Source organism: Raskinella chloraquaticus (SeqCode) (assembly GCF_021731865.1).
Lineage (GTDB): Bacteria > Pseudomonadota > Alphaproteobacteria > Rhizobiales > UBA4765 > Raskinella > Raskinella chloraquaticus.
Map to the genome: position 1 here is coordinate 77486 of NZ_JAKFWN010000026.1, position 21769 is coordinate 99254.

General features: G+C 59.0%; 18 protein-coding genes. 11 read left to right on the forward strand and 7 right to left on the reverse strand.

What is annotated here, in order from left to right; genetic code table 11:
* Window positions 1-79 precede the first annotated feature (79 nt).
* On the forward strand, window positions 80-1765 hold the full coding sequence (locus ACINK1_RS09590) for a methyl-accepting chemotaxis protein (RefSeq protein WP_376801613.1): 1686 nt from the start codon (window positions 80-82) through the stop codon (window positions 1763-1765).
* Between the two features lie 327 nt (window positions 1766-2092).
* On the opposite strand, the gene ACINK1_RS09595 is transcribed toward ACINK1_RS09590, so the two are convergent.
* The 4 genes from ACINK1_RS09595 to ACINK1_RS09610 form a co-directional block, all read right to left on the reverse strand.
* A complete protein-coding gene (locus tag ACINK1_RS09595) occupies window positions 2093-2947 on the reverse strand; it encodes an ABC transporter permease (RefSeq protein WP_376801818.1) in 855 nt (284 codons plus the stop codon).
* 5 nt (window positions 2948-2952) lie between these two features.
* Window positions 2953-3753: an ABC transporter ATP-binding protein gene (locus tag ACINK1_RS09600; protein ID WP_376801819.1), complete on the reverse strand. Its 801-nt coding sequence runs from the start codon at window positions 3751-3753 to the stop codon at window positions 2953-2955.
* Window positions 3750-4775 carry an ABC transporter substrate-binding protein gene (locus ACINK1_RS09605; RefSeq protein WP_376804043.1) on the reverse strand — a complete coding sequence of 342 codons (1026 nt, stop codon included), beginning with the start codon at window positions 4773-4775 and terminating at the stop codon, window positions 3750-3752. Before ACINK1_RS09605 ends, ACINK1_RS09600 begins: the two co-directional genes overlap by 4 nt.
* Before the next feature lie 383 nt (window positions 4776-5158).
* A complete protein-coding gene (locus tag ACINK1_RS09610) occupies window positions 5159-6856 on the reverse strand; it encodes a methyl-accepting chemotaxis protein (protein ID WP_376801821.1) in 1698 nt (565 codons plus the stop codon).
* A gap of 255 nt (window positions 6857-7111) precedes the next feature.
* Between ACINK1_RS09610 and ACINK1_RS09615 the strand changes: the two genes are divergently transcribed.
* On the forward strand, window positions 7112-8935 hold the full coding sequence (locus tag ACINK1_RS09615) for an ABC-F family ATP-binding cassette domain-containing protein (RefSeq protein ID WP_376801822.1): 1824 nt from the start codon (window positions 7112-7114) through the stop codon (window positions 8933-8935).
* 13 nt (window positions 8936-8948) lie between these two features.
* Here ACINK1_RS09615 and ACINK1_RS09620 read toward each other — a convergent pair whose 3' ends face one another.
* Together ACINK1_RS09620 and ACINK1_RS09625 are read right to left on the reverse strand one after the other, a co-directional pair.
* Window positions 8949-10214 carry a hypothetical protein gene (locus ACINK1_RS09620; RefSeq protein ID WP_395760085.1) on the reverse strand — a complete coding sequence of 422 codons (1266 nt, stop codon included), beginning with the start codon at window positions 10212-10214 and terminating at the stop codon, window positions 8949-8951.
* 115 nt (window positions 10215-10329) lie between these two features.
* Complete coding sequence (locus ACINK1_RS09625) at window positions 10330-10917, reverse strand: DUF1134 domain-containing protein (protein ID WP_376801824.1); 588 nt, start codon at window positions 10915-10917, stop codon at window positions 10330-10332.
* Window positions 10918-11193: 276 nt separating this feature from the next.
* Between ACINK1_RS09625 and ACINK1_RS09630 the strand changes: the two genes are divergently transcribed.
* From ACINK1_RS09630 to ACINK1_RS09670, 9 genes are all read left to right on the forward strand, one after another.
* Window positions 11194-11622 carry a YHS domain-containing (seleno)protein gene (locus ACINK1_RS09630; protein WP_376801825.1) on the forward strand — a complete coding sequence of 143 codons (429 nt, stop codon included), beginning with the start codon at window positions 11194-11196 and terminating at the stop codon, window positions 11620-11622.
* Between the two features lie 44 nt (window positions 11623-11666).
* Window positions 11667-11855 carry a hypothetical protein gene (locus ACINK1_RS09635; protein ID WP_376801852.1) on the forward strand — a complete coding sequence of 63 codons (189 nt, stop codon included), beginning with the start codon at window positions 11667-11669 and terminating at the stop codon, window positions 11853-11855.
* Between the two features lie 147 nt (window positions 11856-12002).
* Window positions 12003-14000 carry a PAS-domain containing protein gene (locus ACINK1_RS09640; RefSeq protein ID WP_395760086.1) on the forward strand — a complete coding sequence of 666 codons (1998 nt, stop codon included), beginning with the start codon at window positions 12003-12005 and terminating at the stop codon, window positions 13998-14000.
* A 76-nt stretch (window positions 14001-14076) separates the two neighbouring features.
* Window positions 14077-14742 (forward strand): histidine phosphotransferase family protein, encoded by a 666-nt coding sequence (locus tag ACINK1_RS09645; protein WP_376801827.1) that lies wholly within the window; start codon window positions 14077-14079, stop codon window positions 14740-14742.
* A gap of 108 nt (window positions 14743-14850) precedes the next feature.
* Window positions 14851-17673, forward strand: a complete 2823-nt coding sequence (locus ACINK1_RS09650) for a chemotaxis protein CheW (protein WP_376801828.1) — start codon at window positions 14851-14853, stop codon at window positions 17671-17673.
* Window positions 17673-18143, forward strand: coding sequence for a chemotaxis protein CheW (locus ACINK1_RS09655; protein ID WP_376801829.1), 471 nt, complete (start codon window positions 17673-17675; stop codon window positions 18141-18143). Before ACINK1_RS09650 ends, ACINK1_RS09655 begins: the two co-directional genes overlap by 1 nt.
* 47 nt (window positions 18144-18190) lie before the next feature.
* A complete protein-coding gene (locus tag ACINK1_RS09660; RefSeq protein ID WP_376801830.1) occupies window positions 18191-18556 on the forward strand; it encodes a PleD family two-component system response regulator in 366 nt (121 codons plus the stop codon).
* A 19-nt stretch (window positions 18557-18575) separates the two neighbouring features.
* Entirely contained in the window at window positions 18576-19733 is a 1158-nt protein-coding gene (locus tag ACINK1_RS09665; RefSeq protein ID WP_376801831.1) for a chemotaxis response regulator protein-glutamate methylesterase, read from the forward strand.
* Between the two features lie 3 nt (window positions 19734-19736).
* On the forward strand, window positions 19737-20600 hold the full coding sequence (locus ACINK1_RS09670; RefSeq protein WP_376801832.1) for a CheR family methyltransferase: 864 nt from the start codon (window positions 19737-19739) through the stop codon (window positions 20598-20600).
* A gap of 133 nt (window positions 20601-20733) precedes the next feature.
* Here ACINK1_RS09670 and ctrA read toward each other — a convergent pair whose 3' ends face one another.
* Entirely contained in the window at window positions 20734-21414 is a 681-nt protein-coding gene (ctrA, locus tag ACINK1_RS09675; protein ID WP_376801833.1) for a response regulator transcription factor CtrA, read from the reverse strand.
* Window positions 21415-21769 lie beyond the last annotated feature (355 nt).

Genomic DNA, 21769 nt, shown 5'->3' on the forward strand with positions numbered 1-21769 from the left:
ATAACGGCTCATTAAACTTAATGGATTAATGCTGAACCCGTGAAGCATGTGCAGAATGCGCGCGCCTGGGGAAGTACTGATGTCCATCCTGTCTCGCCTGTCGATTGGGCAGCGCCTCAATTTCATCTTTATCCTGCTGGGCGTGGTGACCGTGGTGTTGGCGATCGCCATCACCGGCTCGATCAACGCCGTGCTCTCGTACAAGGCGCTGGAGGATAGCGCGGAGAGGGGACGCTCGGCGCTGCAGAGGATTGACGGGCTTGTTTACAAGACCGTGATGGATTCGCGCGGCGTTTATATGTCGGCAGATCGTGCCAAGCTGACGAATTTCGCCAAGGCGCAGAACGCCACGCTGAAGCAGCTCGAAGGGGTGATCGATCAATGGCGCGGAAGCGTCACGGATAGCGTTCGCCGTGATTTTGACCGTGTGGTCGCTGCGACCAAAGTGTTCATCGATTTTCGTATCGAGCTGGCACGCGTCGGTGTGGAGCAGGGCAATGAGGCGGCGCGTGTCGTTGGCGACAATGACCAGAACCGCAGTGCACGCCAGGCGCTCAACAAGGAAATGGAAACGCTTGCCAAAAAGTACGATGTGCTGACACAAGAAGCAGCCGACATGTCCGAGATGACCTTTCGCTGGCTCAATATTCTTGGTGTCGGCGTCACCGTGATGTCGTTTCTGACCATTGTCTTTGGCATGTGGATGGTGCGCCGCAAGGTCGTCCGGCCGCTGCGCTACATCACCCAGACGATGGGCGATGTGGCCAAGGGTGAAGTCGACGTGGCGATCGAGCACGTGGAGCGCAAGGACGAAATCGGCGCCATCGCGCGGGCTCTCGAAATCTTCAGGTCGACAATGGCCGAGCGCAGCCGCTTTGCTTCTCGGGAACAGACAGCGCGCCAGGACCGTGAGGCGCGCCAGAAAGCCATCGAACTGGAAATCGAACGCTTTCGTGACGCTTCAAGTGCCGGGTTCGCCGCGCTGGCCCATGTCGTTGATACGATGATTGAGACATCGAAAAGTCTTGCTGTTTCGTCCGAGCGCGCCACAACCCGGTCAGGCCATATGTCATCGTCGATGAATGAGGCATCGTCCAATGTTGCAACTGTCGCTGCCGCCGCGGAAGAATTGTCGGCGTCGGTTGATCAGATCAACGAGCGCGTCAGCCGATCACGTGAGGTGGTCGAGCGCGCCAGTGTTGCCGCTGCCATGACAGCTGACAAGATCGCGCAGCTGACCACGGCAGCGAGCAAGATCGGTGAAGTGGTGACACTCATCCAGGCGATTGCCGCGCAGACCAATCTTCTGGCGCTTAACGCCACGATTGAGGCGGCGCGCGCCGGCGAGGCGGGCAAGGGCTTCGCGGTCGTTGCCTCCGAGGTGAAAACGCTGGCTTCGCAAACCGCCAAAGCGACCGAAGACATCTCGGGCCATATCGGGCGTATCCAGGAATCGACCAGCGAAGTGGTCACCGCCATCGAAGGCATCACGACGACGTTGGGTGAAATCCGCGACGTGTCGCAGTCGATCAGCCTATCGGTCGAGGAGCAGGGCGTGGCGACGGCGGAGATTTCGCGCAATGCCCAAAGTGCCGCCGACGGAACGTCAGCATTGACGGAGGATGTTGACGATGTCGCCTCGACCGTTCGCGACGCTGAAGGCGCGGCGCGTTCAGTGCGCAGCGTGTCCGACGAATTGTCTCGCGAGGCGGGCACGTTGCGCTTGGCAGTCGACGAGTTTCTGACACGCGTTCGCGCGGCGTGAGGAGTGCGTGCCCTGAGAGCAGGCCGGGAAACAGTAAAACCGGGTTTTCAATATCGTCATGCCCTGGGGTCAGGACCCATTAATTTAGGCAAAACGGCATGGCACGAATGGATAAAATGGCAGGAGAAGCCCGAAAAGCATACCCTTTGGTATGGTTGAGGGCGTCGACGAACCAGTTTGCCATTCATGCCTTGTCCTTCGGATGGGGTGAAATGACGCGATCTTTATGTCGCAAGCCTTTGAAAGTCAGACGACTTCCTGCAGGCTTGCTCCTCAACCTCGCGCCAGTCCCTCCCACCGTTTCGCCCAAATTAACGGGTCCTGACCCTAATTCTCGCGCTTGATGGCACTTTCGTGCCAGCGATGGAGAAGGCGATGAGCGATGATGCTTGTCGCCAGGAAGATGGCGACGCCGGCGAGCGAGATGAGTGTCAGGGCAGCAAACATACGCGGGATCTTCAGCTGGTATTGTGCTTCCAGTATGCGGTAGGCGAGGCCGGAGGCGGTGCCGCCGGTGCCGGCGACAAACTCGGCGACCACGGCGCCGATCAGTGCCAGACCACCTGATATCTTCAGCCCGGCCAGAAAATAGGGCAGGGCGGCTGGCAGGCGCAGATAGCGCAGGGTCTGCCAGCGCGTGGCGCCATAGAGTTCGAACAGGTTGCGCAGATTATGGTCGGCTGAATTGAGGCCAAGGATTGTATTCGACAGGATCGGAAAGAAGGCGACGATCCAGGCGCAGATCAGCAGCGACAGATTGGTATCGTTGACCCAGATGATGATGAGCGGCGCAATGGCGACGATGGGCGTCACCTGGAGAATGACCGCATAGGGAAAGAGCGCCAGTTCCACCCATTTGAACTGCGTGAAGAGAATAGCAAGCGCCCCGCCAACCACGACGGCTGCCGCAAGCGCGGAGAACGTAATCGCCAGCGTGATGCGCAGCGATGCGGCGAGGGTTGGCCAATCGCTGACAAGTGTCTCGATGATACGGCTTGGCGTAGGCAGGATATAGGGCGGGATAGCCATGATCCGCACCGCCGCCTCCCAGCCGCCAAGAAAAATGATGCCAACCAGGAATGGCGCGGCAAGCTTCAGCCAGCGATCATTTGACCTGGCTGAGGCGGTCGGCAACGGGCCAAGGTCGCTTGTGGTGGTTTTCGCCGTTCGAGGACTGCTCATCGTGTTCAGCCCCCCATCGCCGTTTTTAACTGGTCGGAGGCCTGACGGCAGAGGCTGGCATAGGAAGAGGAGGTGCGGAACATCTCGTCGCGCGGGTAGGGCGCGCCAACATCAAGCGTGCTGACGATGCGCCCGGGCCGCGCTGCCATGACGACGATACGCTGCGACAGGAAGACGCTTTCAAACACCGAATGCGTGACGAAGACTGCGGTGAAGCCGACATCGCGCCACACATTGAGCAGATCATGGTTGAGGCGGTGGCGGGTGATCTCGTCAAGCGCGGCGAAGGGCTCATCCATCAGCAGCAGGCTTGGCTCGGTGACCAGGCCGCGGGCGATCGATACCCGCATCTTCATGCCGCCGGACAATTCCCGCGGATAGGCGCTTTCAAAGCCTGCAAGCCCGACCAGCGCCAGCTTGTCGCGGGCTGCCGCCTGCGCCTCGCGCTTTGCTGCCCCTTCCAGGATGAGCGGCAGGGCGACGTTGTCGAGGGCGTTTGCCCATGGCATCAGGGTGGGGTCCTGAAAGACAAAGCCCAAGTCACGGGTTCCGTAGCGGCTTCCTCCGCCATGCCCGCTGGCCCATTGAATCTCGCCGCCGGTCGGCGCGCCGAGGCCGGCGATCATGCGCAGCAAGGTCGATTTTCCGCAGCCTGACGGCCCCAGGATCGACAGGAACTCGCCGGGCATCAGGTCAAGATCAACCGCCTCCACGGCGCGCGTGCCGGTGGAGAACGTCTTGGAAACGCCGCTTAGCCTGATCAGCGGGTCAACTGGTGCGAGAGATGGGGCCGAGGCCTCTCTCACAAACCGACGCCCTTGTTGATGAAGTCGAGACTGTAGGCCTTCGTCACGTCGATACCCTTGGGGAAGACGCCGGCATCCGACATGTCGGTGTAGAATTTCAGCCAGCGCGCCGCGCTCATGGCGCCTATGCCGCCCTTCAGCGCATCTCCGGACTGGACGATGCCGTTGGTACGCATCACATTCAGGGCGAAATTGATCTTCACCTGATCCATATCCGGATTGTCCTTGAGGATCAGTGCGTCGGCGGCCTTGTTACCCTCGCCACCCTTCATGTAAGCAGCCCAGCCTTCGGCGGAGGCGTTGACGAAACGCTGCACGAGATCGCGCTTTTCTTCCGTCATCTTGCGCGAGATGTTGATGGTGGTGTTGTAATTGTCAAAACCGGCATCGGCGATGAGGTGGACGATCGGCTTCACGCCCGCCTGTTCGATGGCGAACGGTTCGGATGAGACAAACCCCTGCTGGCACAGGCTCTTGTCGGCGAGGAAGGGCGCCATGTTGAAGGTGTAAGGCCTGATCTGTTCGTCGCCATAGCCGAACTTTGCTTTGAGAAACGGCCAGTAGCTGGAGCGCCCGGCCGCACCCACGAGGATCGGTTTGCCTTTCAGCGCCGCCAGCGTGTCATTGCCTACGCCGGGATGGCAGATAAGGACCTGCGGGTCCTTCTGGAAGATCGCCGAAATGCACAGAAACGGCGCACTTTCCTGAACATAGCGGATGGCTTCGAAGGAATTTGACATGATCATGTCAACGCGGCCCGCAAGCAGCAATTGCGATGGGTTCTGCTGCGGCCCGCCGGGGCGGATATCAGCCTCGATGCCGTATTTCTTGTAAATGCCGTTGGCGACCGCGTAGTAAAAGCCGCCATGTTCAGCCTGGGCGCGCCAATTGGTCTGATAGCTGACCTTGTCAAGCGTCTGGGCATTGGCGCTGCGGCCAGTGAGCGGCACGATTGCCGAGGCAACGGCACTTCCAGCAAGGCCAAGAGCGCGGCGGCGGTCGATACGAAATCTGCTCATCATGGTAATCTACCCTGTTTTACGGCGTGCTGACAGCGAGGCCAAAGACCTGACACCCAAGATCAGTGACAGGCCTGCGACTTCATTCGCCCGTATTTTAAACCATGTGGTGTGCCGTCAGGCAGCGACTTTTGCAAGCGTCTGCATTCAAGCCCTGCCGGGGCTTGCCTGCCGCGCGGCGCAGCGGGCAATCAATGAATTGAACGAAAATCGTCAAATAGGCAATTAAACGAAGCGCCTTTGCGCGGTAGCTGTGAAAAATCAGGGGCCAACGCGTCTTTGCGCATCACCCGGGCGCTGGGCAAATCGGCTGGCTTTTTGCGACGCCTAAGCTCTAGGCATGTCAGCGCCTGCGAAACGATCAGAAGAGCGGCTCACAATCGCCGTCAGGCCTCAAGGCGGAACGAACTGACTGTCTCGGCAATCGCCTGCGCCGTATCCTTCAGTCCGACCGAGGCTTCGGCATTGGTCCCGGCACCGATGACATTTGCCTGAGCGATGCCGTCGAGGTCGTTGAATGCTTCGGTGATGACAGTGATGGCGCTTGCCTGCTGGTTGGCTGCACTGGCGATTTCTGTAACCGCGGCAGCCACCGAGCGTACCGTCAGATTGATCTCGCGCAGCGCCGCTGCTGTCTGGTCGACGGTTGAACTGCCCTGATCGACCCGGGTGATGGTCTCATCGGTGATCTGGCGCACCGTTGCAGACGCCTGCGCTACCTGACTTGCCAGGCGCCGCACCTCATTGGCCACCACCGCGAAGCCCTTGCCATGTTCACCGGCGCGTGCCGCCTCGATAGCGGCATTAAGGGCGAGCAGATTGGTTTGCGCCGCGATCTTGTTGATGAGCAAGGTCACGTCGGCGATCTTGTTTGCGGCAGCCGAAATGCCGCTCATCGCATTGAGCGCGCCGCCGGCCATTTCTGCCCCCATCTCGGCACGCTGCGAGGCGCTGATCGCCGATTGCGCCAGTTCATCAGCAATACCGGCTGTGCGATGAATGCCAGTGGAAAATTCATCGAAGGAGACCCGCAATTCCTTCAATGTCCCAAGCTGCACATGGGCACGTTTGGTATTTGCCGAGGCTCTGTCGCCGATTTCGCCGGCTGTCTTTGCCGTCTGGCGTGAGGCTTCGAGCATCATGCCAAGCGACATGGCCAGGCTTTCGATGGCGGAATTCATGTTATCGGCAACAATGCGGAAATTGGGTGCGAAATGATCCGGCATTTTGGTGGAAAGGTCACCTTCCGCCAAACGCTTCGCGAATGCCTCGACTTCCGACAAAAAGGCCGCCGTCTCTCCGGCTGCCTTGCGGGTTTCGTCCTCATGGCGCTGCAGGGTTGCCTTGGCGCGTTCCTCGAGAACGATGAACGAGGTTGTCATGCGCCAGATTTCGTTGACCGCCCCCTTGCGCGGAAGGACCTGCCCGAACTGGTTTTCAGACAGGCGCTGCAGAGCGCGATTGATGAGGCTGATGGGGCGCACCACACGAAAATGCATGAGGAGGCCGCCAAGGGCCAGCACCGCAAACAGGATGCCGGAGGTGATGGTGACGCGCATCAGCATGCCGTTTGAGGTGGCTTCCATCGTCTCGTTGACGCTCTGGATGCGGTTGCGCATCACTTCCAGCAGCGTAAGGATCTGCACGCCAAGCGGACGAATGGCTGGCCCTACCTGTTCGTCATTTATAGCGCGGGCAGCCGTCATGTCACCGCTGCGCGCGGCGGCGATGGCGGACGTGAAGGTCGCTTGAAAGGCAATCAGCAAGGCATCGGTCTTTTCGACCTCGGCGAGCACGTCGGCTGGCAGGTAAGGCTTCAGGTCGAGCATGCCTTTCCAGCTTTTGTCGCCGGATGCTTTCAGCTCTTCAATCTCGGTTGCTGCGGGTTCGACCTGGTTGTCGTGACGAACAAGGTCGACGATGCGGTCACGAATCGACCATTGCGTGTTGGAAAAGGCAAAGACTTCAGCCGGTGGTATGGACGCTTCCCAGACAGCGTTACGGGCGCTTTCGACGAGTTCGCGACCGCCTTGCTGGACACTCAGGCCAGCGCCGATCATAAGAGCGACGATGGCGCCAAACACCAGCGCCAGTTCTCCCGCGAGCGATCGGTGGAGGGTTATATCTTTTACTCGGCGAAACAAATGAAGCATTGGAAACAGGCCAAATTTGTATTGTACAACAGGGTTAAATGGCAAATTAGGGCCATACAGTTAATTTCGACCTAAGGTATGACGCATTAAAGTGCCTTAAATGGCGTCGTTGTGCTGCAGGCTGGTGCAAATATCCCTTATCAAATAGATGATCGATGCTGATATCGCCACAAGCAGATGAGACCTATGGCAGCGCCCCTGTTAACTTTGAATGACATCACGCTAACGCTTGGCGGCAAACCGCTTCTCGCCGGTTCGACGGTGACGATCAGCGAGGGTGAGCGTCTTTGTCTTGTCGGGCGCAATGGTTCTGGCAAATCATCCTTCCTCAAGATCATGGCCGGCCTTGTCGAGGCGGATGGTGGCGAGCGCATCACACGCGCTGGTACAACCTTACGCTACCTGCCGCAGGAGCCGGATTTTTCCGGCTATGAGACGGTTGAAGCCTATGTCGAGGGCGGCCTCGAGCAGGAGGAGGGGCATCACCGCGCCCGCCAGCTGATCGAGGCGCTCGGCCTTGATGGCAACGCCGCGCCCTCCCTGCTCTCGGGCGGCGAGCAGCGCCGCGCGGCGCTCGCGCGCACCCTTGCACCCGAGCCGGACATCCTGCTGCTGGATGAGCCGACCAACCATCTCGATCTGCCGACGATCGAGTGGCTTGAAACGAGGCTGCGGTCGATCCGCTCGGCCATGGTTCTGGTGAGCCATGACCGGCGCTTTCTGGAAGGCCTGTCGCAAGCAACCATCTGGCTTGATCGCGGGAAGTGCCGCCGTCTGTCGCAGGGGTTCGGCGGATTCGAGGAATGGCGTGATACGGTCCTGGCGGAAGAAGAGATGGCGGCCCATAAGCTTGCCCGCAAGATTGCCGATGAAGAGCATTGGCTGCGATATGGCGTCACAGCGCGCCGCAAGCGCAATGAGCGGCGCGTCGGTCTTCTCTCGCAACTGCGCGAGGAATTGCGCGAGCGCCGACAGCGGCCAGGCAGCGTGACGTTCAGCGCCAGCGAAGGCAAGGCATCAGGGGCGCTGGTGCTCGAAGCCCGCGACATCAGCAAATCATTCGGCAACCAGCCTGTTGTGGCGAATTTCTCATTGCGTCTTGCCCGTGGCAGCCGCCTTGCCGTGGTCGGTGCCAATGGCGCGGGCAAGACGACGTTGCTGCGTCTGCTGCTTGGGGAACTCGCGCCGGACAGCGGCATGGTCAGGCTTGGCAGCAATCTGACAACCGTTCTCGTGGACCAGAAACGCGAGGCCTTGGCGCCGGGATTGCGGCTGGCAGAGGCGTTGACGGGGGGTGGCAGCGACCAGGTGATGGTCAATGGCCAAGCGCGCCATGTGGTCTCCTACATGAAGGATTTCCTGTTTCCACCCGAGGCCGCCAATACGCCGGTATCTGTTCTCTCCGGTGGAGAGCGGGCGCGACTGGCGCTGGCACGCGCCCTGTCGCTGCCGGTCAACCTTCTTGTCCTTGATGAGCCGACCAATGATCTTGATCTTGAAACGCTCGACTTGCTGCAGGAGCGGCTCGCCGATCACCCGGCAACGGTCCTGCTGGTCAGCCATGACCGTGACTTCATCGACCGTGTCGCGACATCCGTGCTGGTTGCCGAGGGCAACGGAAAATTCGTCGAATATGCCGGCGGCTATTCGGATATGATCGCCCAGCGAAGGGCGCCGATCCAGGCGGTGAAAGCAACCCCTGATGCCGGCAGTAAACGGCCATCGGCCAGTGTTGCGCCAGGCGATGATGGCAACCGGCAGCCGATGCCGCGTCACAGGCTGACCAACCAGGAGCGCGAGGCGCTGCGTTTGCTTCCGGCCCGGATTGATCAGCTCAACGCGACGGCGGCGCGGCTGCGAGCGCTCATTGAAGACCCCACGCTGTTTGCCCGCGATCGCGCCAGTTTTGAGCGTACGACGTCGCTTCTGGCTGAAACCGAGGCGCAGCTGGCCAAGGCTGAAGATGTGTGGCTGTCCGCTGAACTCCGGCGCGCGGAAATCGACGCCTGAAGGGGGACATGTTCTACTGACTGGTCGCTGCCCTTGCCTGCAGAATACGAATGCGTTCGGCAAGGGAGGCTGAGGGATGGCCGTCCGGCTCGCCAGCCTCTGGCGAACGGTTGATCGCTTCCGATTGAAGATCGGCGTGAGCCGCAGCGATGATCTTGCGGATCGGCGAGGCGTCGCCTTCAAGCGTCACGCTCAATGCCGCAATTTCAGCAGCCAGATCGTTCATGCGTTCGCGCAACATGGCGTTTTCCATCCGCTCGCGCTCCCAATTGCTCTGGGCACCGCTTTCCAGCAGGCGCAGATGGTCAGCCAGTTCCTCGCGTTCGGCCTGGACCGCGCCAAGGCGGACTTCGAGCGCTGCTTTTTCGCCACGAAACGTCTCGAAATCTCGGGCAAGCGAGGCATAGCGTGTTTCCGCCTCGCCAAGCCGCTGCGATAATTCGCGATCAAGCGTGTCGCGTTCGCTCATCAATTCATGGACGCGGCCTGCCAGGCGTTTTGCTTCTTCAACGAGGGTGCGCAGCCCATCTGAATCTTCGCTCAGATTGAGCTGGGCCAGACCCAGTCGAGCGCTCTGATCCTGAACTTCGGTGATTGACGCGCCAATTTTTGCTTCCATATCAGCGCGGTAGGCTAGTGCGGCATCAAGATCGGCCTTCGCGCGGTCGAGCAATTCCTGCTTGGAAACGAAAGCTGCGGTGCTGTCGGACAGCGAGCGCTGTGTATCGCTCACCACCGCCTCGAAATGGGCCAGATTGGCCTGAAGGGCGGCGATCTCCACTTGCCGGCTGTGGGCAAGTGACTGGGCTTCATTGGCTTCGCGCTCGCGCTCGTTCAGCTTGCCCTGCGCAATGGCGAGCTTTTCCTCGGCGCTCTTCAGTGTCCTTGATGTCTCACCATAAGCGGTCTCGGCAGCAAGGCATTCATCGCGCAACCGACGCTCGCGCTCTTCCATGGCGAGGATGGTGTCGCTGCGCTTCTTGACCTCGTCGAGGACAAGACGCAGCTGGTCGTTCTTGCGCGTGATGTCGACGAGCTGGAGGTGCCCGCGCGTCTTCAACTGTTCGACCGAGACTTCGAGCTTGCGGGCGGCCATGGCGAATTCGGCACGAAGCTGGTCCCGGTCAGCCTTGATTTCGGCAAGCGACACCGGCAGCGCTGCCTGGACGCGCTTCGTGGTCAGGCGTACGGCGCGACGCCATACGGCGTGCGAAATGAACAGGGTCAGAAGACCGGCGCTGAAAAACCCCAGCGCGAAAAACAGGATTTGCTCAATCATTGCGATACCAAAACGACCGTTGACCACAGGGGCAAGAAGCGCTTTCTAACCGAGCGCGCGACGCGACGCACGCCAATTCCGCCGCTGCGCCGGCGTGGCCCCCCGGCCGGCGAGGCTAGAACGGGTTCCATTCCGGGCGATCAGTGAATTTCATATAGCCGATGTTAGCCCCCAGACGCAGCCCAAGTCCGGAGCGGATCGGCACGATGACGAAGCCTTCGGCGGTCAGCGCGGTCACAGCAACGCCGCCCACGAAATAGGCCGAACCCGAGAGGCCGACAAAGCGGCGCAGCAAATCCTGCGGCTGGCGCACGTTGTAGACAAGGATCATGACGCGCGACCCATCGCCGCCAAAATCCCATCCAAGCGAGGGGCCCTGCCAGAAGATCGGCAGATCAGCTCCGACTTTCGTCCGCAGTCGACCATCACCATAACGCAGCCCCGCAACAAAGGAGCCTGATCCTTCCTGACCCAAGACATAGGCATTGGGATAACCCCAGCGCCCGACTGCCGATTCAACGCCGGAGGCAATCGCCGCCGAGACGCCGCCGAAAAAACTGTGGCCAGCCGATACCAGCTCTTCGACGCTGAACTGGCCAGGGCCCGGGCCTTGCGCCGGTCGTTGCTGGGCTGTCGCCGGCTGGAGCGGCAGGAGGGTCAGGGCGAGAATAAAGGCAACGGTCAGGTGGAGATGAAGCCTCATCGAATTCTCCCGAATGAAAGCGGCGCAGCGAACCAGTACCCTGTCAACAATTTCGAATCCTCATACATGTTCCAAATCTACCGGTTAGATGGCACAACTCCAAACGTCCTGCAGCGAGGCTTGCCAGTATCGCCCGGGCTCTTGATATTCTCTCTCATCGTGCGGCGAACGGAAATGCACTCTCCTTCCAAGGTCATCATGCCTTCCAAGGTCATCATGGTTTCCCCCTGGCGACATTCTTTCTGGCTTGTGCTCGTTTCATGGCTTTTCGGTGCCATGATTGGCGGGGGCCTTGCACAGGCAAGCGATGATCGGAGCCCGATCGTCACTGATGTCCTGACCGGGCTTGCCCTTGGTGGCTTTGACCCGGTTGCTTACCAGCTGTCACAGGCGGCGCGTGAAGGATCACCACGCTATGAAGCCAAAATCGCCGGCGCTGTCTGGCGATTTGTCAATGCCGGTAACCGGCAAATCTTCGAAACCCAGCGCGATATATATTTTCCACGCTTTGGTGGCCATGATCCGGTGGCGGTGACCAAGGGCTTTATCGCCGCCGGTGATCCTTTGCTTTTTCTGCTTGTCGACAACCGGCTCTACCTCTTCCAATCAACTGAAAATCTGGCTGCCTTCCGGGCCGATACGCGGCGGCTCATCGCACGCGCTGACCATTTGTGGCCACGTATCGTCGAGCAGTCCCGCCGCTAGACCATGACGGGTTCTGATGGGCCTGTTTTAACGCGCAGAACGTGATGTCGATCAAAAGTCTCGCCCCTGCGCCGCCGAGCAAGGAGCAGGGGCAGAACGTGTCGCCAGCGGCCGGCATGCAGTTCTTCGGCCACGTCAAGGTTGACGGCAGGAGCGAGCAGATGACGGTGACGTTGCGTGATGTTGCCGATCAAGCCTTGTGGGTGAAGACGCTCGACCTGCATTGCGGCTGATTTTGTCATCGTCGCGGCGTGGGGATTTGCTGCTTGTTAAGCAAGTAGCGCTAACGTTTCACGATGACCAGGACCGGGCTGAAGACAATAGGCGCATTTAGCTGGGCTGCAGCGCGCGTTGCTGTGCGCGAGCCTATTTTATATATTATGATCGCGCTCCTTGGCCTGTTCTGGGTGGCGGTTGAATCAAATGGACAGACCGAGAGGCGGCGCGATCTTGAAGCCGCCCGTGCGCAAACCGAAAACCTGGCGCGCGCGTTTGAATATCATGTGCAGCGCGTTATCGAAGAGATCGATAATTCGGTTCTGGCGCTGCGCTGGCGTCTCACTGCGGCGCTCGATGGTGAATTCGATTTTCATGCGTTGGCGCGAGAGCCCGGCCTTTCCAGCCAGTTCGTCAACCTGATTGGCCTTGTTGACAGCGATGGCTTTCTGCGCCGGACCTGGAATGGCAATTTATTGCAGCCGCTTGACGTGCGCGATCGGTTGCATTTCACGGCGCAGCGCGACGCAACCGGCGACGCGCTTTTTATCGGCCCCCCGCTGCTTGGACGATCAACAAATATGTGGTCGGTCCATCTGTCGCGCCGCATCGTTGATCGGGCGGGACAGTTCCGCGGAACGCTGGTTGCCTCACTTGATCCGCTCAAGCTATCCAACGTCTATGAGAGCTTTGATCTGGGCACGAGCGGTGCGATCACATTGGTTGGCGAGGATATGATTGTCCGGGCGCGGGCACCGGGCCTTGTCGATTTCCTCGGCAAGCCGGTTCCTGCCAGCGAATTTTCCAGCGTTTTGACATCTGCGCGTGTTGGTTTCTACAGAACGATCGACAGCAAATCCGGCCCTCGGCTGGTTGCTTATCGCCATGTTCCCGGCCTGCCGCTCATCGTCATGGTGTCGAAAGACGAAAGCGAGATTTTCGCTTCGCAAACCGCTGCGAGCAGGCAAGACCGCATTGTCGCGATGTCCATCACGCTGGTAGTTATTGTCCTCAGCGGATTTGCGCTTGGGTACAAGGTGCGGCTGAACGAAAAGAGCATTCGCTTCCGCACGACGTTGCGCCACATGAATCAGGGGATCATGATCGTTGAGGCCGACGGAAAACTCAGTCTGATCAACCAGCAGGCGATAGATTTACTGGAACTTCCGCAGGAATTCCTCAAAAATCCACCAAGTTACAGCGAAATCTTCTCGTATCAGCTTGATAGCGGGGAGTTCGGCAACAAGGCCGAACTGGTCGACAGCGCCCTTTATGACGTTGTATTCAACCAGAAGGCGGTTATGGCGGAAACGATCTCTGAGCGCACGCGGGCGAACGGTGTCATACTTGAAATCCATACCGTTCCGCTGCCGCGCGGCGGATTTCTGCGCAGCTTCACCGACATTACCCGGCGGCGCAAAGACGAAATCACCATCCGCACGCAGATAGCCGACCTCGAGCGGTTTGCCCATCTTGCCTCACACGATCTGCAGCGGCCCTTGCGCAAGATCGCCAGCCACACGGAAATGCTGCGCCAGTCGATCCTGATGGATGACCATCGCGAAAGCGGCCATTATCTTGATGTGATCAGTGCAGCTGCCGAGCGTGGACGGACGATGGTTGCCGACCTGCTGCGCTTCAGCAAGCTCGCTGATGGTGATTTGAAGCGCGATGGCGTACGCCTCGATACCATGCTGGACGCATTGATTGACGACATGCGCGGCGGGGAAGCGACCAGGAATGCCCGCTTCGATAACATGCTGCCCGTCCTGACGGTCAATTGCAACGCTTCCCTTGTCTATCAGGCCTTCCAGAATCTGCTGGATAATGCGGTCAAGTATCACGACCCTGAGAGGGGTATTGCCGTTCGCCTGTTCGGAGAAGAGCGGAGTGATGGCTATGTGATCCACGTCAGTGATATTGGCGTCGGCTTCGATAATGCCGACAAGGCCCTGGTGTTTCAGTCATTCAGGCGCCTGGTCGACGGCAAGGCGGTGGAAGGTACCGGCATCGGCCTGTCGCTGGTCAAGGCCATCGTTGAAAAGCATGGTTGGACGATTGATGTCGACAGCCAAAGCGGAAGCGGATCTGACTTCTTCATTTTTGTTCCAAAAATTGACCTGCGCCCTGCCGCGAGCGCGACCAAGAGTGTGGCGGCATAAACACCGATAAGGTGTTTGCCACGACTCGAAGGGCCGTGTATGCGGACGAGATTCATTTCACAGGCCGTGGCGGAACATGAGCGATCTCGTCCCTATTTCTCTGGATGCCATTGAGTTGTCGGCGCTGTTGTCGAGCTGGATTTGTCACGACATCATTTCGCCAGCGGGTGCGGTCTATAACGCCCTGGAAATCCTCGAAGATGAGCTTGGCGAGCCAACCGGCGTTGAAGCGTTCGGGCATGCCAAGAAATCGGCGGCCAAAACGTCCACCAAACTGCAGTTCTCCCGCATCGCGTTCGGCGCGTCGGGCTCGCTCAGCGCTGGTGTTGACAGTGGCGAGGCGGAACGGCTGGCGATTGCCTATGGCGCGTTGGAAAAAGTGACCGTCACGTGGTCAGGACCGCGGCTGATTTTGCCGAAAAATCAGATAAAACTGATGCTTAATCTGCTCCTTCTCAGTCTGGAGGCTGTGCCACGCGGGGGTACGGTGCACGTGACGATTGGTGATCAGGCCGAGCGGCCTGAGGTTCATCTGTCGGCCGAGGGTCTTAATGCGCGCATTCCCAAAGGCAGCGAGACGTTCCTGCGAGGGCTGATCGAAAAGGACGCGGTGATGGATGCGCGTGCGGTTCAGCCCTATTTTACCGGCCTGCTCGCCAAAGCCATTGGCGTTGATATCCTTGTTCGTCAGGACGGCGAGCGGATTATTATTGAGACAAAAGTGCCCACACCGCAAAATTAAATGCCGGGACGGCCTTCTCGTTTTCCCTCTCTTTACCCTTATCGTTGACAATCGCTCAAGTTAACCACGGGTCATGCCGACCGTGTGGGCTGCTTGCGGTGCTTTATCATGGATGATTTGTTACGAGAATTTCTGACCGAAACGGCTGAGAGCCTCGATGTCATTGATATCGAGCTGGTCAAATTCGAACAGGATCCCAATAACGCAAAGATTTTGGATAATATTTTCCGCCTGGTCCATACGATCAAGGGGACGTGCGGCTTTCTTGGCCTGCCGCGCCTGGAATCGATTGCGCACGCGGCGGAAACGCTCATGGGCAAATTCCGCGATGGCAAGCCCGTGACGTCGGAAGCGGTCTCGGTCGTGCTGACCTCGATTGATCGCATCAAGGAAATCCTGGGCCAGCTCGAACAGCTTGAGCATGAGCCGGAAGGCGAAGATCGCGGGATTATTGCTGAACTTGAACGCATGTCGGCGATTGCCGATGCGTTGCCCAAGGTTGATCGTAATGCACCGGTGGCGGAACCTGCCGAACAGGCGGTCGAGCGTCCGCTGCGGCCGGGCGAGGTCTCGCTTGACGAGTTGGAGCGCGCCTTCCGCGAGACGCCGAGCGAAGCGGTGGTGAGCGCTGCTCCTGAGCAATCGACTGAGCGCACGCTGCGCCCTGGTGAAGTCTCGCTTGATGAGCTGGAGCGCGCCTTCCGGGAGACGAGTGTGGAGAGTGTTGTCGTTGCAAAGCCGCAACCGCCGGAAGCAAAACCGGTACCCGCAGCTGCCGCCAAGGTCGAGGCGGAGGCAAAACCGGCTCCTGCCCCGGCAGCCGCAGCGCCGCCTGCCGCCGCAAAGGCGAAGCCCGCCGGCGATGTCGGGGGCGGTGACGCCGAAGACGTCTCCATCAAGAACCAGTCAATCCGCGTCAACGTCGATACGCTTGAGCATCTGATGACCATGGTCTCGGAGCTGGTGCTGACGCGCAACCAGTTGCTCGAAATTTCAAGACGCAATGAAAACAATGACTTCAAGGTGCCCTTGCAACGCCTGTCGAATGTGACGGGCGAGTTGCAGGAAGGCGTCATGAAGACGCGCATGCAGCCCATCGGCAATGCATGGCAGAAGCTTCCGCGAATCATCCGCGACCTGTCGCGCGATCTCGACAAGAAGATCGAGCTTGATATGAGCGGTGCCGACACGGAACTCGACCGTCAGGTGCTGGAGCTGATCAAGGATCCGCTGACCCATATGGTGCGCAATTCCGCCGATCATGGGCTTGAGACGGTTCAGGAGCGCCGCGCCGCTGGCAAAAGCGAGGTCGGCACCATCAAGCTTTCCGCCTATCATCAAGGCGGACATATCATGATTGAAATCGCCGATGACGGACGCGGCCTCAATGTCGCTGCGATCAAGCGCAAGGCGGTGAGTAACGGCCTGGTCACGGAATCGGAAGCAGAAAAGCTGTCCGAGGCGCAGATTCATCGCTTCATCTTTGCGCCGGGTTTCTCCACGGCGGCGCAGATCACCAATGTGTCGGGCCGTGGCGTTGGCATGGACGTGGTGAAAACCAATATCGATCAGATCGGTGGCACGATTGACCTGCGCTCGACGCCGGGCAAGGGTGCGGTCTTCACCATCAAGATACCGCTGACGCTGGCGATCGTCTCGGCCCTGATCGTCGAGTCGGCGGGAGATCGTTTCGCCATTCCGCAATTGGCGGTGATCGAGCTGGTGCGCGCCTCCACCAATGGCGAGCACCGCATCGAGCGGATCAAGGATACGCCGGTGCTGCGGTTGCGCAACAAATTGCTGCCGCTCATCAGCCTGCAATCGCTACTGGGAATCGAGGCCGAAAAACCGACGGCGGATGGCGAAGGCTTCGTCGTGGTCACCCAGGTCGGCAATCGCAATTTCGGGATCGTTGTCGATGGCGTCTTCCACACGGAAGAAATCGTTGTCAAGCCGATGAGCAAGAAGCTGCGCAATATCGGCATGTTCTCCGGAAATACCATTCTTGGTGACGGCTCGGTCATCATGATTGTTGACCCCAATGGCATAGCCAGTGCCTTCGGCGCAGCAGGTGAATCGGATGAGGATGAGGATGTGGCTGATCGCGCCCGCGCGGTTGAGAACGACAGCGTCGCCTTCCTGGTGTTCCATGCCGGCGGCAACCATCCAAAAGCTGTCCCCTTGTCGCTGGTCACGCGCCTTGAGGATATCGATGTCGCATCCATCGAGCATGCCAATAATTCGAGCCTCGTGCAGTATCGCGGAACGTTGATGCCGCTCGTCTATGTCAACGATGAGGTCGAGCGTCGCAGCAGTGGCGCCCAGCCAATCCTCGTCTTCTCCGATGGTACAAGGTCGATGGGTCTGGTGGTCGATGAAATCGTCGATATCGTCGAAGATCGCATGGCGATTGAAATCAGCTCGCAGACACGGGGCATTGTCGGCACATCGGTCATCAAGGGCAAGGCAACCGAAATTCTTGATGTCGGTCATTATTTGCCGCTGGTCTTCGATGACTGGTTCCTCTCCCAGGATCAGGCGACGCCGGCGGCCAAGCGGCTCCTGTTCGTCGATGACAGCCCGTTCTTCCGCAACATGCTGACACCGGTGCTGAAGGCGGCGGGCTACGAGGTCGAGGCCTATTCGAGCGCCCGCGAGGCTCTCGCTGTCGTCAAGACCGGCCACCACGGCTTTGACGTGATCGTGTCGGATGTCGAGATGCCGGATATGAACGGCTTCGAATTCGCTGAAGCCTGCCGTGGTGAAGAGCAATTGCGCCGTGTGCCGATCATCGCTCTCGCCTCGGGATCCTCGCCGGCAGCGATTGAACGCGGACGTATCGCCGGCTTCCATGACTACGTCGCCAAGTTCGACCGTCAGGGGCTTATTGCCGCACTCAAGGAAACCGCGTCGCATCTGGAGGCCGCATAATGTCGGACGATATGATCCATCATGGCGACAGCCATCAGGAATACGTGACCGTCATGATCGGGCCGCAGCTCTTCGGCCTGCCGATCAGCCGCGTGCAGGATGTGTTCATGCCCGATACGATCACGCGCGTGCCTCTGGCATCGCAGGAGATCGCCGGCGTCCTCAATCTGCGCGGGCGTATCGTTACCGCCGTTGATATGCGCCGTCGTCTCAGCCTGCCGCAGGTTGAAGGTAAAGCCCATCGCCACGCGGTTGGGGTTGAGCAGGCCGGGGAGGCTTATGGCCTCATCATCGATTCGGTTGGCGAAGTGCTCAATCTGGCAGTCGATCGTCTCGAGCCAAATCCAGTCAACCTGGATCGTCGTTGGGCGAGCGTATCGGCTGGCGTCTATCGCCTTGATGGGCAACTTCTCGTCATTCTCGATATCGACCGCGTACTCGCTTTTGGCGAGGAAGCGGCTGCAGCCTGAACTGGTCACGGGGGCACGGCCTGTGCCTCATCAATTTGAGGAACGTCATGAAGACATGTTTGGTGGTCGATGATTCAAGCGTCATCCGGAAGGTAGCGCGCCGTATTCTTGAAGATCTGTCCTTCACAATCAGCGAAGCGGCAGATGGCGAGGAAGCGTTGCGTCAATGCCAGAAAGCGATGCCAAGCGCCATTCTGCTGGACTGGAACATGCCGGTGATGGACGGGCTTGAATTCCTGTCGCGCCTGCGCCGGGAGCCGGGTGGCGACCAGCCGATCGTCGTTTTCTGCACCACTGAAAATGACGTCGCCCACATCGCCCGCGCCATGCGGGCGGGCGCCAACGAATATATCATGAAGCCGTTCGACCGGGATATCGTCGAGTCAAAATTCACCGAAGTCGGACTGCTGTGATCCTTTCAGGACAAACTCCATGACGCTCATCACCAAACCATCGTCGACTGGTGCTTCCGCCGGCGCTGCTGATAATCGCATCCGTGTAATGGTCGTTGACGATTCCGCGGTTGTTCGCGGCATGATGACCAGGTGGCTCGACGAGGATGCCCGTATTCACGTGGCGTTTGCCGCGCGCAATGGTCGTCATGCAGTCGATGAACTCGCCAAGGTCGATCCCGATGTCGTTATTCTCGACGTCGAAATGCCGGAAATGGATGGGCTTTCCGCATTACCCTTGTTGCTGAAGGCAAAGCTCGGCCTGGTCGTCATCATGGCCTCGACGCTGACATTGCGTAACGCTGAAATCTCACTGAAGGCGTTGCAGCTTGGCGCGCGGGATTATGTGCCGAAGCCGGAATCAAATGCCGGCCTGTCGGGCGCGGATGATTTCAAACGGGAGATCGTCGAGAAAGTTACGGTTCTGGGTGCGCGGGCGCGCGATCGCCGGATGGCGCGCAGCGGTGCACCGGCTGGAGCCGGAGCACGTCCCGCCCCCGCACCGATACGGGCCGTGGCTGCGGCTCCTGGAAAATTCCGCCCCTTCTCGCGGATGGCGCCCAAGGTGCTGACGATCGGATCATCGACCGGCGGGCCGCAAGCACTGATGGAAGTGCTGCGTGAGTTGAAGCCGGTGTGCATGCGCATGCCGGTATTGATCACCCAGCACATGCCGCCGACGTTCAAGGCCATTCTTGCCGAGCATCTGGCAAAAGCCAGCGGCGTGCCGGCGCGCGAGGCCGTTCACAACGAACAGGTCATGCCAGGCACCATCTATGTTGCTCCCGGCGGGCGCCACATGGTTATTCAGCGCCATGGCGAGCAGGTGACGATTTCGCTCAATGACGAGCCGCCGATCAATTTCTGCAAGCCGGCGGTTGATCCGCTGTTTGACAGCGTGTCGAAAGTCTACGGAGCCTCGACTCTGGCCCTGGTATTGACGGGCATGGGCGCTGATGGCGCGCGCGGCGGGGTCAAGATTGCTGATGCCGGTGGTACGGTTCTTGTCCAGGACGAAGCGTCAAGCGTTGTCTGGGGTATGCCCGGTGCGACCTACAGCGCGGGAGCGGCATCAGCCATGCTGGCGCTTGCCGACATCGCGCCGAAGATTTCCCAACTGTGTGCTGGAGCTCGCTAGTCCATGAGTCATGAGTTCGAGTTCCTGCGGCGCTTTCTCAAAGACCGCTCAGGCCTGGTGTTGACGCCTGACAAGCAGTATCTGATTGAAAGCCGGCTGATGCCGGTGGCCCGCCGCCATAATTTGAAAGGCCTTTCGGAGATCGTTTTGCTTCTGGGCAAACCGGGCAATGATGCGCTGGCGGTTGAAGTCACGGAAGCGATGACCACGAATGAATCGTTCTTCTTCCGCGACAAGGTGCCGTTCGATCATTTCCAGCAGGTGATGCTGCCGGCTCTGACGCCTGCACGCCAGTCACAGAAGCGTTTGCGCATCTGGTGCGCTGCCGCCTCGACAGGCCAGGAACCGTACTCGCTTGCCATGATCCTGAACGAGCTTGCTGCCCGCTATGCAGGCTGGCGGATCGAGATCACCGGCACCGACCTGTCGCGCGAAGTGCTGGAAAAGGCGAAGGCCGGGGTCTACACCCAGTTCGAGGTGCAGCGTGGATTGCCGGTCCAGCTGATGCTCAAATATTTCGAGCAGAACGGCGACACCTGGCGCCTGTCGCAGAATATCCGCTCCATGGTGAAGTATCAGACGTTCAATCTGCTCGACAGCTTTTCGTCGATGGGCCAGTTCGACATCATCTTCTGCCGCAATGTGCTCATCTATTTCGACAATGATGCAAAGATCGACATCATGAACCGTATGGCCAAGCAATTAGCGCCTGACGGGTTCTTTGTCCTCGGGGCGGCCGAGACGGTGGTTGGTCTGTCGAACGCCTTCAAGCCGATGCCGGACAAGCGCGGGCTCTATATCCACAACGCGCCCGCCGCTAACAGTGCGGCGCCGGTCAGGCCGCTTTCGCTGGCGGCGGTGCGCTGATCATACCGGCAGGCGCGCCTGATCTTGCGGTCTGGATGCTTCTAGCCCGCAGGACGAGCAATATAAAAACCCCGCTCGAAGCGGGGTTTTTCATTATTGATGACGTTGGGTGCTCAGGCGGTGCTTGGTGTGCTCAGGCGGTACTTGGCTCGCGCAGAACATAACCGCGCCCCCACACTGTTTCGATGTAGTTCGCCCCGGTCGAGGCAGCGAGCTTCTTGCGCAGCTTGCAGATAAAGACGTCAATGATCTTCAATTCAGGCTCGTCCATGCCACCATACAGGTGGTTGAGGAACATTTCCTTGGTAAGGGTCGTGCCCTTGCGCAGCGCCAGAAGCTCAAGCATCTGGTATTCCTTGGTCGTCAGATGGACGCGCTGGCTTGCCACTTCAACCGTCTTGTTATCGAGATTGACGGTAAGATCGCCGGTGTTGATGACTGATTGGGCGTGGCCTTTTGAGCGCCTGACGATTGAATGGATGCGGGCGACGAGTTCGTCCTTATGGAACGGCTTCGTCATATAATCATCCGCGCCGTAGCCAAGTCCCCGGACCTTGTCCTCGATGCCGGCCATGCCGGAGAGGATGAGGATCGGGGTTTTGATTTTTGCCACACGAAGCGTGCGCAGGACCTCATAGCCGGACATGTCGGGCAGAGTGAGATCGAGGATAATGATGTCGTAATCGTAAAGCTTCCCCAGATCGATGCCGTCTTCACCGGTATCTGTGGTGTAGAAGTTAAAGCCTTCGGATTTAAGCATCAGTTCGATGCTCTGTGCCGTCGCCCCATCATCCTCAATGAGAAGGACTCGCATGCCGTTTCCCTCAGCAGTGCCGCTTCATCCGTGCCGACCCGGGATCGGGCCGCCGAAACGGCTTCGAAAATTCGATGTGCAACGCTACCCTGCAATGGTTAACAAAAGATGATTCGCTGCCGCAAGGGTTAAAATCGGTTTCTGACAAGATAAAAATAAAATCGAGTCATTCAATGATTTCATAGGGTTGAACAAAAACCTTAAATGAGTCTGAATTCAACATCTTAAGGAGAAGGGTCAACCAAACGTTGATGGTGGAATATGGCGACTGCAATTTTTCGTTGTCTGGCGGTTTTTCGAGTGACAGCTAAGAACGCAAGCAGCCTTTCCGGATTCGGCTATGTTTGGGAGCGAA

Coding starts and splice junctions, on each gene's coding strand:
- ACINK1_RS09645 (WP_376801827.1), top strand. CDS start 14,077: ATGAGCGATCTCGTCCCTATTTCTCTGGATGCCATTGAGTTGTCGGCG.
- ACINK1_RS09640 (WP_395760086.1), top strand. CDS start 12,003: ATGATCGCGCTCCTTGGCCTGTTCTGGGTGGCGGTTGAATCAAATGGA.
- ACINK1_RS09665 (WP_376801831.1), top strand. CDS start 18,576: ATGACGCTCATCACCAAACCATCGTCGACTGGTGCTTCCGCCGGCGCT.
- ACINK1_RS09590 (WP_376801613.1), top strand. CDS start 80: ATGTCCATCCTGTCTCGCCTGTCGATTGGGCAGCGCCTCAATTTCATC.
- ACINK1_RS09625 (WP_376801824.1), bottom strand. CDS start 10,917: ATGAGGCTTCATCTCCACCTGACCGTTGCCTTTATTCTCGCCCTGACC.
- ACINK1_RS09615 (WP_376801822.1), top strand. CDS start 7,112: ATGGCAGCGCCCCTGTTAACTTTGAATGACATCACGCTAACGCTTGGC.
- ACINK1_RS09650 (WP_376801828.1), top strand. CDS start 14,851: ATGGATGATTTGTTACGAGAATTTCTGACCGAAACGGCTGAGAGCCTC.
- ACINK1_RS09660 (WP_376801830.1), top strand. CDS start 18,191: ATGAAGACATGTTTGGTGGTCGATGATTCAAGCGTCATCCGGAAGGTA.
- ACINK1_RS09670 (WP_376801832.1), top strand. CDS start 19,737: ATGAGTCATGAGTTCGAGTTCCTGCGGCGCTTTCTCAAAGACCGCTCA.
- ACINK1_RS09605 (WP_376804043.1), bottom strand. CDS start 4,775: ATGATGAGCAGATTTCGTATCGACCGCCGCCGCGCTCTTGGCCTTGCT.
- ACINK1_RS09655 (WP_376801829.1), top strand. CDS start 17,673: ATGTCGGACGATATGATCCATCATGGCGACAGCCATCAGGAATACGTG.
- ctrA (WP_376801833.1), bottom strand. CDS start 21,414: ATGCGAGTCCTTCTCATTGAGGATGATGGGGCGACGGCACAGAGCATC.
- ACINK1_RS09620 (WP_395760085.1), bottom strand. CDS start 10,214: ATGATTGAGCAAATCCTGTTTTTCGCGCTGGGGTTTTTCAGCGCCGGT.
- ACINK1_RS09630 (WP_376801825.1), top strand. CDS start 11,194: ATGATTGGCGGGGGCCTTGCACAGGCAAGCGATGATCGGAGCCCGATC.
- ACINK1_RS09635 (WP_376801852.1), top strand. CDS start 11,667: ATGTCGATCAAAAGTCTCGCCCCTGCGCCGCCGAGCAAGGAGCAGGGG.
- ACINK1_RS09595 (WP_376801818.1), bottom strand. CDS start 2,947: ATGAGCAGTCCTCGAACGGCGAAAACCACCACAAGCGACCTTGGCCCG.